General features: G+C 26.5%; 11 protein-coding genes and 1 other annotated feature. Of the genes, 9 read left to right on the top strand and 2 right to left on the bottom strand.

Annotation, left to right across the window (positions count from 1 at the left end):
- Positions 1 to 273 precede the first annotated feature (273 nt).
- The 4 genes from ACFIJ5_RS13170 (at position 274) to ACFIJ5_RS13155 (ending at position 5,202) form a co-directional block, all read left to right on the top strand.
- A complete protein-coding gene (locus tag ACFIJ5_RS13170; protein ID WP_379807758.1) occupies positions 274 to 1,050 on the top strand; it encodes a hypothetical protein in 777 nt (258 codons plus the stop codon).
- A gap of 573 nt (positions 1,051 to 1,623) precedes the next feature.
- Positions 1,624 to 2,343 carry a response regulator transcription factor gene (locus ACFIJ5_RS13165; RefSeq protein WP_379807756.1) on the top strand — a complete coding sequence of 240 codons (720 nt, stop codon included), beginning with the start codon at positions 1,624 to 1,626 and terminating at the stop codon, positions 2,341 to 2,343.
- Positions 2,340 to 3,794 carry a sensor histidine kinase gene (locus tag ACFIJ5_RS13160; protein ID WP_379807754.1) on the top strand — a complete coding sequence of 485 codons (1,455 nt, stop codon included), beginning with the start codon at positions 2,340 to 2,342 and terminating at the stop codon, positions 3,792 to 3,794. The genes ACFIJ5_RS13165 and ACFIJ5_RS13160 overlap by 4 nt, the downstream gene beginning before the upstream one ends.
- A 289-nt stretch (positions 3,795 to 4,083) precedes the next feature.
- Positions 4,084 to 5,202: a LolA family protein gene (locus ACFIJ5_RS13155; RefSeq protein WP_379807752.1), complete on the top strand. Its 1,119-nt coding sequence runs from the start codon at positions 4,084 to 4,086 to the stop codon at positions 5,200 to 5,202.
- Between the two features lie 116 nt (positions 5,203 to 5,318).
- On the opposite strand, the gene ACFIJ5_RS13150 is transcribed toward ACFIJ5_RS13155, so the two are convergent.
- Positions 5,319 to 5,471: a hypothetical protein gene (locus ACFIJ5_RS13150; protein WP_379807750.1), complete on the bottom strand. Its 153-nt coding sequence runs from the start codon at positions 5,469 to 5,471 to the stop codon at positions 5,319 to 5,321.
- 224 nt (positions 5,472 to 5,695) lie between these two features.
- On the opposite strand from ACFIJ5_RS13150, the gene ACFIJ5_RS13145 reads away from it, so the two are divergent.
- From ACFIJ5_RS13145 to tyrS, 5 genes are all read left to right on the top strand, one after another.
- Complete coding sequence (locus ACFIJ5_RS13145) at positions 5,696 to 6,394, top strand: DUF975 family protein (RefSeq protein ID WP_379807748.1); 699 nt, start codon at positions 5,696 to 5,698, stop codon at positions 6,392 to 6,394.
- A 245-nt stretch (positions 6,395 to 6,639) separates the two neighbouring features.
- On the top strand, positions 6,640 to 7,533 hold the full coding sequence (locus ACFIJ5_RS13140) for a D-alanine--D-alanine ligase (RefSeq protein WP_379807746.1): 894 nt from the start codon (positions 6,640 to 6,642) through the stop codon (positions 7,531 to 7,533).
- 123 nt (positions 7,534 to 7,656) lie between these two features.
- A complete protein-coding gene (pdxR, locus tag ACFIJ5_RS13135; protein WP_379807744.1) occupies positions 7,657 to 9,108 on the top strand; it encodes a MocR-like pyridoxine biosynthesis transcription factor PdxR in 1,452 nt (483 codons plus the stop codon).
- 199 nt (positions 9,109 to 9,307) lie between these two features.
- Entirely contained in the window at positions 9,308 to 10,678 is a 1,371-nt protein-coding gene (locus ACFIJ5_RS13130; protein WP_379807742.1) for an MATE family efflux transporter, read from the top strand.
- A gap of 67 nt (positions 10,679 to 10,745) precedes the next feature.
- Positions 10,746 to 11,040 (top strand) — a binding site (T-box leader).
- A 289-nt stretch (positions 11,041 to 11,329) separates the two neighbouring features.
- A complete protein-coding gene (gene tyrS, locus ACFIJ5_RS13125; RefSeq protein WP_379809613.1) occupies positions 11,330 to 12,562 on the top strand; it encodes a tyrosine--tRNA ligase in 1,233 nt (410 codons plus the stop codon).
- Between the two features lie 446 nt (positions 12,563 to 13,008).
- Here tyrS and ACFIJ5_RS13120 read toward each other — a convergent pair whose 3' ends face one another.
- Positions 13,009 to 13,770, bottom strand: a complete 762-nt coding sequence (locus tag ACFIJ5_RS13120; protein WP_379807740.1) for a DeoR/GlpR family DNA-binding transcription regulator — start codon at positions 13,768 to 13,770, stop codon at positions 13,009 to 13,011.
- Positions 13,771 to 13,975: the final 205 nt, after the last annotated feature.

Here is a 13,975-nt window from a genome sequence, read left to right as displayed (position 1 = left end):
TTTCCTAAATTATATTTAAATCAGAAAAAATGAATAAAATTAATTTCAATTATTCATTTACTTATTGAATTTTAGTAAAATATATAGTAGAATGATATCGTATAAATTACTATGTAAAAAGGGACATATTACATGACAATATCGTGAAAAACATTTTTTATATAATACACATTTGTAATATTAGAGAAATATTTAAACATATATTAGTATTAAATTGATGTATTATTAGTAAACGAATTCAATGTTGATTCAATAAGGGGGGAAGGTGGAATTATGAAAAAACGTAAAGATCAGATAATTTTAGGTATAATATTATTGATTACGTCAGCTTTGTTATATGCTTTAAATTATGCAATATTTAGAGATGTACATCATATTTTTATGTTTATGACAGAAGATCTTGCTTTTATACCAATAGAAATATTAGTTGTAACATTAATTATTGATAGATTAATAGAACATAGAGAAAAAAAGAATATGTTTAATAAGTTAAATATGATAATAGGTATATTTTTTGATGAAATTGGTAATGATGTATTAAAAATTTTTACTAAAGTAGATCCTAATATTGAAAAAACAAGAAGACAATATATAATAAATAATAAATGGATGGATGGGGATTATAAAAAAATACTAAAAGATGCAAAAGATTATGTATATAGAATAAATATAAAAGACATTGATTTAAAAGAGTTTACTGAATTAATCTGGAGAAAAAGAGACTTTTTTATAAGATTACTACAAAATCAAGTTTTATTGGAACATGAGACTTTTACAGAATTATTGCAAGCCATGATACATTTACAAGATGAATTAAAAAATAGACGAAAATTTGGAGAATTAACTAAGGAAGATATTGAACATCTAAGACATGATATGGAAAGAGTATATGGTTTCCTGTCTTATGAATGGCTTGTTTACATGAGATATTTACAAAATGAATATCCATATTTGTTTATGACAGCTTTGATAAATAATCCGTATGATAATAGAGAAAGTAAAGAGATTGAAGAGAACATTAGAAAATTACAACTTAAGAATTATGTATAACAAGTATTTTAAGCCTCAAATTAAATATTCAATTTTTGCAGCCAATAAGTAAAAAGGGTATAAGCACAGGAATCTTTTACTAAAAAGATAATGAATAGTTAATAATGTATAACTCAACTTTCGCAGTAAAAAAATACTACCTAGCGAAGGTAAATGATATATTGCGTAAGAAACATTTGAACAAAGTTTACAAGTTCTTAGTTTTACGAATTTGAAAAAAGTCATTTTTTAATTATTGATTCCTATGGAATATTAATTAAAAAATCTTTTTTCAATATGAGTAAAGCTTAGAACTTGTTACTGAAGTGAAAGGTTTCTGAGCAAGATATCATTTACCGCAGCGGTTGTTTTTCAACTGCGAAAGTTGAGTTTTTAATTATTAATTGTATTTAAAAGATTCCTTAATCTTATACTCTTTTTATTTATACATTCAAACAATGAGTTTTTCTTAATGTAATGATAATTTGAAACTTAACTCTGAAAGGAATATTATGATAAAATATAAAGAATTTATTAATTTTTTAATTAAGTAAACAAAAATATATATAATTACACATGTAGGGGGAAGGCTAGATGAAAGAAAAAATTCTTATTGTTGAAGATGATTTGGAAATTGCGCGCATATTAAAAGAACATCTTACAAGAAGAGGATATGTTGTAAATTGGTCATCAACAGGTAAAGAGGGTCTTGAAGATTTTAAAAAGGACAATTATGAATTGGTAATAGTAGATATTATGCTTCCAGAAATGGATGGGTTTACACTATGTAAAGCTATAAGAATGGAAAGTGATGTACCATTATTGATAACTAGTGCTAAAAAAAGTGATGAAGATAAGGTAAAGGGATTGAAATTAGGAGCAGATGATTATATAACTAAACCCTTTAGTTTAGTTGAATTTGAAGCGAGAATAGAATCACATTTAAGGAGGTATAGAAGATTCAATAATGGTGACGATAAAAATAAATTAATTCATACAAGTAAGAAAGTATTTAATGAAGAACTTATAATTGATGAAGATAAGAAATTAGTTATGATGAATAAAGAAGAAATATGTCTTACAGCTAAAGAATATGAAATTTTAATTTTAATGGCTAATAATCCTAATAAGGTATTTAGTAAAAGAGAATTATATGAGTATGTATGGGGACAAAATGATGTAGATGGAAACAATACTATAACAGTACACATAAAACAACTTAGAAATAAGTTAATGGATAAGACAAAAAATCCTAAGTTTATACAAACAGTTTGGGGGATAGGATATAAGTTTATAGGAGAACAAACATTATGAAATTAAAAAAATGGCTTATCATATCATATCTAATAGTTATGATAACCCCCTTAATATTAGGATACTCTCTTTATATGTGGATAAAAAGTTATGATAGCAAAAGAGAATTTGATGATTATTTATCTGTAAACAATAAAATAAGCCAATATGACAGCATTTTAAGTAATCATATGTTGTATGAAAAATCTTTGAAGAAAATTAATATTGTAAAGTCTGAAGATAAAAATAATGTGGATATTATTTTATATAACAAATATAGAATGGTTGTATACTCTTCTCAAGAGATGGAATATTATAATATCTTAGAAAGTGAGAGTATGCTTTATTCAAATTTATACAAGTTAGAAAAAGGATATAGAGCATATAGCTTTAAAAAACCTGTATTCTATAAAAATGAATTAATAGGATTTTACAAAATAATAATAGCTAGAAATGACATGATAGAAAATGTAAATAAGAGAAGTTTGATTATTATAGTATTGTTTATATTTATAGTTTTAACTATATTCATTTTAGTAATAATGTTACTAAACAAAAGGTTAAATCATCCATTAGAATTACTTATAAATGAAATGAGAAGTTTCGGAAAGGGAAATCATCCTAAATCAATTAAGCATAATGTTAATGATGAAATAGGACAACTTATTGATAACTTTGAAAAAATGAGTTGTGAAATAGAAAAGGCAAGGGAAGAAGTAAATAGGCAGCAGAAAGAGAAGGAATATATGGCAGCAGCTATTTCTCATGATTTAAAAACTCCTCTTACATCTATAAGAGCTTATACAGAAGCTTTATGTTCATATGAAGAATTAAATTATAATGAGAGAAAAGAATATTTATCTATAATTCTTAATAAATGTGATTACATGCATCAAATGCTGCAAGACCTTTCAGTTTATACTATTTTAAGTGATGAAAATAAATTGAATTTTGTAGAAGTAGATGGAGAAGAATTTTTTGAAATGCTTGTATCTGATTATGAACAGTTATGTATTAAAAAGAATATAAGACTTTTAACTGAATGTAGTGTAGATGGAATTTACATGGTTGATGTGAAAAATATGATAAGAGTTGTGGACAACCTTATGAGTAATGCAATAAGACATACTCCCTACGGTAAAAGAATATATATTGGAGCTTTTTCAAAAGATAAAAAACTACCAAGTTGGATAACAAAAGAATTTTGTTGTGAACTTGAAAAATGGAGAAAAGGTGGAGCTATATTATTAGTTAGGAATGAAGGAACTTCAATAAAAAATAAGGATATTGAAAATATATTTAAACCACTATATCAGGTAGATGAATCTAGAAATAAAAGTAAAAATGGAAGTGTAGGTTTAGGACTTAGTATATGTAAAAAGATAATAGAAAATCATAATGGAAAAATTAAGGGATTTTCTAATGAAAAGGCAGGTACAATAATTGCCTGTTGGATTAAAGAAATAAAATAGACTAAGTTGTTATACATTATCTCAACTTTCACAGATGAAAAATAACCGCTACGGGAAATGATATTTTGCTCAGAAACCTTTCACTTCAGTAACAAGTTCTAAACTTTACTCATATTGAAAAAATAACTTTTTTCAAATTCGTAAAGCTAAGAACTTGTAAACTTTGTTCAAATGTTTCTTACGCAATATATCATTTCCCTTCGCTAAGGAGTATTTTTTACTGTGAAAGTTGAGACATTATTTAAAGTGTAAAAAAGTACGTTAATATTTTAGAAAGAAGGAATATGATATGAAAAAAGGAAAAATTTTAGGATGTATATTGGCGTCAGTTATGACAGTAAGTTTATTTGCAGGATGTTCTAATCAAAAAACAAGTTTACTCCCAAAACAAGTTGTGGCTAAGGCTATAGAACAAAATGAAAAAATGTCATCTTATTATGGTGAATCAAAATGTGACATGTATGAAAATAATAAATTAATTTCAAGTACAAATATTAAAGAATGGTATGATAGTAAACTCAAAAAAACACGTATTGAAGTTAAAACTACAAAGGGTGGAAAAAGTGAGGCCGTTTCGGTAAATGATGGTAAAAAGATTTTAAGTTACGATAAAAATTTAAAGTTAGCTTTTGTTGTTGATGACAAAGAAGTTATTAATGAGGCTGTTAATAGACAAAGTTCTAGAACTCAAATGATGAATTTTTTAAACAGAATGAAAGATACACATAAAATTAAGAAATTAGGTGAAGAAGAAGTAGATGGAATAGATACTTATCATATAGTTTGTGAACCAAAAGAGAAAGGAGCTTTGATTGGAAAGTTCGAGGCTTGGATTACAAAGGATAAATGGTTTGTAGTAAAATGTATTAATGAAAATGGTAATTTTAAAACAGTAGTTAATTATACTAAATTAGATTTTAGTCCTAAGATGGATGAAAAGTTATTTACTATAGACATACCTAAGAATATAAAAATACAAAATATAAATGAAATGGGTCCTACTCAAAGAGAAATAACTCTTAAAGAAGGTGCAAAACTAATAAATAAACCTATTTTATATTATAAAGGTAAAGATGTAACACTTAATAAAATCACAGTAATGGAAGATAAGAAAACTAAGGAATTAATAGAGTTAACAGAACAATATAATAAAAATAATTTACCTGCATTTAATTTGAGTATAAATAAAATTAAAGAATTAAATAAAGATGAAAAACCAGTGAAAGTATTTTCAGATGAAAAAGAGATAGTTTTAAGAGGAAAAAAAGCAACTTCTATTGATAATAAAATACTTAGGTCAATAGGCTGGAATGAGGATGGATTTCATTATTCAGTAGTTATTAGTAATCCACAAATGACTATAGATGAAGTAAAAGCTATTATAGAAAAAATGCAGCTTCAATCATAAAAGTTTTCTACGTTAGTAGAAAAGTATCCTTAATTGTCCACTGTCCTCTATCAACTGGTAACTATTTATAGACTATATAAATAGTTACCACAGGCTGTAAGTTTTGTTTTAGATTTTTATGATATTTCCCCTTTAGATTTATTTCTAAGACCATTGGAAATTTTCTTTGATGTTGGATTACCTTTGGCGGTTTCTCTAGTTATAGGTGTTTGATAATTACATTTTTCCATTCTAGCTTTTTTATTATCAGGTTGACTATCTTTTGGCATAATAATCTCTCCTTTCATGTTGTATGTGGTACATAATTTATTTTGCTCATTTTAAATAATAATATGAAAAAAAGTTAATTTTCAGTCAAGTAATGGGAAAATATATACTTAATTAAACATATATGATAAAATATAGTAAAATTAATATATGATTTGATAAAAATTTCAAATCAGTATTTATGTACTGAGAAAGTTGAGTTATGAATTATTTAAGGGGGAATTTTATGTATATAGGTGCAATGGATTCTAGGGATTTAAAACAACTAGGACTAGAAAAATTAAAAGGTAAATGGGGTATAGCAATATTAGCAACTTTGATTTTTATGTTGATTTCAAGTACGGTAATACAAGATTTCATAAGAAGTTATGAGCAAATATATGTTAATTTATTTTCATTTCCAGATTATTTTAATGATTTTTATATATTAAATTTATCTAGAGGTTCATCATTAGCAATAAATATTACAAAACTTGTATTAACAGGACCTATGCTTTTTGGACTAAGTAAATTCTTTTTAAAGTTATCAAGAGGTGAAGATGTAAAAATAGGAGATCTATTTTGTGCTTTTACCGATGGTGGGCTTTTTATTAAGACTTTTATTTTATATTTAGTAATGGATATTTTTATTTTATTATGGACATTATTGCTCATAGTTCCAGGAATAATAGCAACAATAAAATACTCTATGGCATTTTATATTTTGTGTGACAACCCACAATTAAGTTCTTTAGAAGCTATAGATTTAAGCAAGGAAATGATGGAGGGGAATAAGTCAAGGTTGTTTACTCTTTGGATAACTTTCATTGGATGGTTTATACTTGAAATTTTAAGTTTAGGAATACTTAGTATTTTTATAGATCCTTATTATAATGCTGCAAAAGTAGAGTTTTATCAAGAACTAAAAGGTATGGAAGCTGTATAAAAACAGATAATAATTCCTATTTTCACTTTATTAGTTTATTATATAAGACATTTAATACAGAAAACTCATGAAAAAGAACCACTGTAACATTAAATTAGTGATGCAGTGGTTCTTTTTTTATGGGAATATAAAGAATAAAATAAATTAAGACGGATTAATAAGAAATTTGTATTTGTTAATTGAAAAATTTAAAATAGACAAGTAAATTAAGGATAATTAAAAAAGTTATATAGGGAGGTTCAAATATGCAAGTTGGAGTTATAATGGGCGGAGTATCATCTGAAAAGGAGATATCACTTCTTACAGGAAATGAAATTATTGATAATTTAGATAAAGATAAATATGAGGTTGTGCCTATACCGATAAATACACAGTATGAACTTATAGATAGAGTTAGATGTTTAGAGTTTGCTTTTATTGCACTACATGGTAAATTTGGTGAAGATGGAAGAATTCAAGCTATACTAGAAAGTATGGGAGTACCTTTTTCTGGATGCGGAGTTTTAGCTAGTGCATTATGCATGAATAAAGATATAAGTAAAAAAATATTTGTATCACAAAATATAAAAACTCCTGAGTGGGTAAAGATAAAGAATGAAGACGAAGTAAATTATAGTAAAATTAATGAAATAGGATATCCTGTGATTGTAAAACCCAATAATGGAGGGTCTAGTATTGGAATTATTATTGCTCATGATGAAAAACAATTTAAAGAGGGGATAAAAAAAGCACTTAAATATGATGAAGAAATTATAATAGAGAAATATATAGATGGTGATGAGATAACTTGTTGTATGTTGAATGGAGAGGTATTGCCTATACTTTCAATAAAATCTAAATATGGTTGGTTTAATTATGATTCAAAATATGACGAAGATGGAGCAAAAGAAGAAGTAATAGAACTTACAGATGAAAAGATGAAAAAAGTTGAAAAAATTGCATATAAATGTTGGGATAGCTTTAAGTTGAAGGTATATGCTAGAATTGATATGATAGTAAAAGATAATGAAATATATGTATTAGAAATTAATACTCTTCCAGGTATGACTAAAAATAGTCTATTACCAAAAAGTGCAGCAGCTTATGGGTTGAATTTTAGTGAATTATTAGATAAAATAATAGAATATTCTTTAGAATAAAAATAGTATTAAAGATTATTTAGTAATTCAATTTTGGTAGTTGAAAACAATCGCTGCGGGAAATGATAGTATTTTTGTTTTGTGAAAATTCAGTTAGTAATTAAAGTTTAATGGGGTGCTTTTATGTTTTTTAATATAAAATTAAATAAAAAGGAACCTATTTATATTCAAGTTCATAATTCAATAAAAGAGATGATAAAAAGTGGTATGTTGCCTTCTCACAGTAAGCTTCCTTCAACAAGGGAGCTTGCTTTAATGTTAAAAGTTGGTCGAAGTACTATTTTAAAAGCTTATGAATTTCTTGAAAGTGAAAACTTAGTTTATACTATAAAAGGTAAAGGTACGTTTATATCTGAAATAGATATAAACGTAAAAAGTGAATGGGATATTAATTGGCATAAAAATGTAAATGATTATTCAAAAAAAGCAGAAGAACTAGATATTATGAAACATGAAAAATTATATAAAAAGGGTATGATTTCATTTAAAACTATAGCTCCAGATGAAACTTTATTTGATGTAGAAGAAATGAAAAGATCATTTTTAGATGTAATTGCTGTAGAAGGTGAAAAAATTTTAAATTATGGTTATGCTAAAGGGTATAAGTCTTTAATTGATTTCTTAATGGAATATATGAAGCAAAAAGGAGTTAATACATATAATAAAAGCATATTAATAACTAATGGATTTACTGAGGGATTTGACATAGTTTTATCTTCAATTACAGAGAAAGGCGATAAAATAATATGCGAAAATCCAACACACAATACTGCTATAAAATTAATGAAACTTCATAATCTAGATATAATAGGAATTACTGTAGGAAAAGACGGCATAAATTTAAAGGAACTAGAGAAAAAACTTAATATGTATAAGGATGTAAAGATAGCATACCTTATTCCTTCTTATCATAATCCTACTGGAATTGTCATGTCATATAAAAAAAGAGAAAATATTTATGATGTATTAAAAAAGCACAACGTACCAATAATTGAAGATGGATTCAATGAAGAACTTCAACATTTAGGTACACATATAGCACCAATTACAGCTATAAGTGGTAGAGAAAATTCTGTTTTGTACATAGGAAGTTTATCAAAGATACTTTTCCCAGGAATGAGAATAGGATGGATATTTGGAGATAAAAAACTTATAGATGTTCTAGAAAGTGTAAAAAGAAGCAGAAATATTCATACGTCAGTTTTAGATCAAGCTATTTTATATCATTACATGAAGAATGGTAGTTTCGAACGATATGTAAAAAAAGTGAGGAATATATATAAAGATAAATATGAATTAACAAAAAAATTAGTAAAAAAACATATTCCTAATAAATTCATATTAGGAGATGGAGGTCTGTATTTATTTATAAAGCTTGATAATATTAATTCAAGGGAATTGTTAGATAGATGTTATGAAAGAGGAGTTATATTTATGCCAGGAGATATATTTTATACTGATAATGAAGGAAAAGATACTATAAGACTGGGTTTTTCAAGAGTAAGTGAGAAGGAAATAAAAAGAGGTATAAAAATAATAGGCGAAGAAATAAATAAAATGGTAAGAGAAAGTTGATTAATTCAACTTTCGCAAGTAAAAATAGTTGCTGCGGGAAATGATATATTGCTCGGAAACCTTTCGCTTCACAAAGTAATTCTAAGGTCTAAAAATTGTTTGTTCAAACGTTTCTTACGCAATATATCATTCCCCTTCGCTAGATAATATTTTGTATTGCTAGAGTTAAGCTAAGTAATAAATTGGGGGCTGAAGAGAGATGATAAAGGATAATAAAATAACAGAAGGAAATATTTTTAAGGCTTTAATAAAATTAGCTTTACCGATTATGGGTACATCATTCGTTCAAATGGCTTATAATATGATAGATATGATTTGGATTGGAAGAATAGGAAGTAAAGCATCGGCAGCAGTTGGTACTGCAGGATTTTTTACGTGGATGGGAATGTCTATAATTATTTTATCTAAAGTAGGAGCTGAGGTTGGTGTATCTCAATCAATTGGAAAGAATGATATAGAGGCAGCTAAAAAGTATATTCGTAATACTATTCAATTAAACATAATTTTAGGAATTATATATGGATGTTTCCTTATATTGTTTAGAAAAAATTTAATAGGATTTTTTAATTTAGGAAACAGTGATGTTGTAAATATGGCTGTAAGTTATTTGATAATCATTGCTATAGGGATAAATTTTTATTTTATTAATCCAGTTTTTACAGGTATTTTTAATGGATATGGAGATAGTAAAACACCATTTATTATTAATACTATAGGATTAATTACAAATATAATTCTTGATCCAATACTTATTTTTGGGATAGGTCCTATTCCAAAAATGGGAGTGAAAGGAGCGGCAATTGCAACTATTACAGCTCAATTTATTGTAACCCTAACTTTTATATATAACATAAGATCAAAAAAAGAACTATTTTCAAATTTAAATATATTTAAGTTACCAGATATTGATTATATAAAACGTATTTTAAAACTTAGTGTTCCAGTAGCTATACAAAATGCATTGTTTTGCTTTTTTTCTATGATGTTAGCTAGAATTATTTCTCATTGGGGTCATATACCAATAGCAGTACAAAAGGTAGGGTCACAAATTGAAGCTATATCATGGATGACAGCAGGAGGATTTTCTACTGCTCTTAGTGCTTTTGTAGGACAAAATTATGGAGCACAAAAGTGGAAAAGAATTTATAAAGGATATTTTACAGCTATAAAAATTGTTTCAGTTATAGGAATAGCAGCATCTTGCCTTTTGATTTTTGGAGCAAGACCTATTTTTTCTATTTTTATTCCAGAAGAAGAAGCTATCAAATATGGAGTAGTTTATTTGAAAATTTTAGGATTATCTCAATTTTTTATGTGTATAGAGATAACAACTGCAGGAGCGTTTAATGGACTTGGAAAAACTATACCACCATCATTTATAAGTATATTATTTACAGGACTTCGTGTGCCAGCAGCTTTAATTCTTTCATCAGAAAATTTATTAGGTTTAAATGGAGTATGGTGGAGCATTAGTTTAACTAGTGTAATTAAAGGTATTATTCTTACAACGTGGTTTGTTATTTTTATAAGAAAATATATGAAACAAAAATTAGGGGATGTTTTGTTTTAAGGAGAAAAATAAAAATTCTGGTTGAAATTTTAAAAAAATAGTGATACAATATATAAAAATATTCCAAATAAAAGCTGTGATGAGAAAGAGTAGAAATTCGTTTTCTTTTACAGAGAGCTCCGATAGGTGGAAAGGAGTGAAGAAAGGATTTTGAATACATCTCTGAGCTGTACACCAAAATCACTAAATGTATATTTAATTGTGCACATTAATTTTTGTTTAGTGTTAGTAGGCTGATGCCGGTTCCCTGCACCCGTTAAAATGCTAGAGTATAAACACATTTGTGTCGTACTCGAAAAGGTTAGTACTGTGAAGTATTAATAAATTGAGGTGGTACCACGAGATATACTCTCGTCCTCTAGTTTACTAGAGGATGGGAGTTTTTTTATTATTTAACAAATTATAAATTTTTTTTAAAAATTTAGTAGGTTAAAACTAAGTGAATTCATATATATAGTTTATGTAAATTTGAATTAATAATTAAAAATGAATAATTAGTAATTAAGGAAATTTTGCCTTAGGCCAAAATAACTAATATAATTAAAGATTTTTGCTAAAGCAAAAATCAACATTCATTTTTAATTTTTAATTATTAATTATTAATTGATAAAAAGGAGGATATGGAGTTTGATAATCTCCATGAAAACAGATATGACAAAAAATAATATTAGTATAGATGAAAAAATAAAAATAATTTCAAAAGGAGCAGCAGAAATAATAGATACAAAGGAATTAAGACAAAAGTTAATAGATGCTGAAAAAAATAATAAACAATTAACAGTTAAATTAGGATTAGATCCTACAGCACCAGATATACATCTTGGGCATACAGTAGTTCTAAGAAAGGTAAGACAAATACAAGATTTAGGTCACAGAGCTATTATCATTATTGGAGATTTTACAGGAATGATAGGTGATCCAACAGGAAGATCTAAAACAAGAAAACAACTTACAACAGAGGAAGTACTCGAAAATGCAGAAACATATAAAAAGCAAATGTTTAAAATATTAGATCCAGAAAAAACAAAGGTATGTTTTAATAGTGAATGGCTTTCAAAATTTGATTTTAAAGATGTTATTAACTTAGCAGCAAAATATACAGTAACTAGAATGTTGGAAAGGGACGATTTTAAGAAAAGATTTAAAGCACAACAGTCTATAGCAATACATGAATTTATGTATCCATTAATGCAGGGATATGATTCAGTAGCTATAAAAGCAGATATAGAATTAGGAGGAACAGATCAAAGGTTTAATATTTTAGTTGGGAGAACTCTTCAAAAAGAGTATGGACTTGAAAAACAGATAGCAATTTTTATGCCTATTTTAGAGGGAACCGATGGAATAGAAAAAATGAGTAAGAGTTTAGGAAATTATATTGGAATTGATGAAAGCAGTACAGAGATGTATGGAAAAGTTATGTCCATACCAGATGAGATGATAATAAAATACTATGAACTTGTAACAGATATTCATCCTGATGAATTGGAAAAGATTAAGGAAAAGCTTCAACATGGAGAAGTTAACCCAAGGGATATAAAAATGAGTTTAGCAAAAGAAATAGTTAGATTATACCATGGAGAAACTGAAGCGCAAAAAGCAGAAGAGCATTTTAAATCTGTATTTCAAAAGGGTAATATTCCAAAAGATATACCAGAGTTTAAAATTGATTTTGAAGATGTAGAAAATGGAAAAGTTGATATAATAAATATAGTAAAAAGTATGAAGTTTACATCTACCAATAGAGAAACTAAAAGATTATTAGAACAAGGGGCTATAAAATTAAACGGTAATAAATTATTGTCTTTAGAGGATGTTAAAATAGCTGATGGAGATGTAATTCAAGTAGGAAAAAGAAAATTTGTAAAGGTGGTTTTGGCATAAGTGGTGTATGGATCCAGTAAATAAAAAGGTGTATGAGAACAGGAATGTCTTTAGTTCACTAAATAGTAACCCTAAACTCTAATAAATGATATATTGTGTAAATAGTTAACAGTTGATAGAGGACAGTTGAGAGTTAAGGATACTTTTCTGATAATGCAGAAAGCTTTTAATTGGATATTTTGTTTAAAACAAAATTTACTTATTTTATTACTATATCTAATAAAAGTTTTTCTGTAAGAAAAACATCCTTAACTTGTCACTTATCAATTGATAAAGGTTTCTAGCCAAGATATCATTTTCAGTAGCGATCATTTTTCACCTGTGAAAGTCAAATTAATTCTTAATTGTTATAGTATATCCTATACACCATATAGATATTTACTACAGGCAATAAGCTTCATTTTATAATATAAAAATGTTATGTAATATACTGTGAATTTTCAAACCTAGAGTAAGTCAACTCTGTTTTTATTTAATATTTCGCATATCTTGGAGTTAGGATTTTCTTCTGTAATTATAGTATTAATATCTTTTAAGTGGGCAAATTTGTATGCACCGTCAAAATAAAATTTTTCATTTTCCATTAATAGATAAATGCTTTTGCTGCAATTAATTATTGTTTTTTTTGTATTTCCTTCTTCTAGATCAAAATTACTTATACTACAGTCAGATAGATTAACACCACAGCTTCCTATAAATGCTTTGTCAGCTCTATATTTAGAAATACTTTCAATAGCCGCAGAACCAACAACACCTCCTAGATTTTTACTATAGGTTCCACCTATGCATATGATATTTGTGTTTGAATTATTTCTAAAATATGCAGTTATTTCAACCATGTTAGTTAGTATAGTAATATTTTTATTATTTTGGGCTATTATTTCAGCTAGTATAAAGTTTATACTTGAAATATCAAGAAATATAACTTCGTTTTCATTTATGAGATTGAAGGCTTTATGTGCAATCATCTTTTTTAATTCTAAATTTTTTATCATCCTGTTTGATATGTTTGTAGTTTCTGCTAGGTTTCTTTTTAAAATTGCACCACCATAGGTTCTTTTTATTTGCCCTTCTTTTTCTAATTTTTGTAAGTCTTTTCTTATCATTGGTTCAGAAACATTGAATTTTATACTCAAATCTTTTACAAGTACTTTTCCTTCAGTTTTTAACAACTCTAATATTTTATTTAATCTTTCTTCAGCAAACATGTTTTTATCCTCCCCAAACGCGCAAAGTCGAAAATAAATGATTAATAAATATAGTATAACTAATTGGTAAATAAAATGCACTACCTTTGTTTATATAGTTACCGGTTTTGTGGAAAGATATTTTAAATTTGATAATTGTGAAAATTTAGATTGAATTTAAGAAAAAGCATTGACTAAATGGCGAAAATGAAATAAAATGATAATA

This window comes from Haloimpatiens myeolchijeotgali (assembly GCF_042688525.2).
Taxonomy (GTDB): Bacteria; Bacillota; Clostridia; order Clostridiales; family Clostridiaceae; genus Haloimpatiens.
The sequence above is the reverse complement of the archived record's forward strand: the minus strand, read 5'-3'. Positions and strand labels throughout refer to the sequence as shown.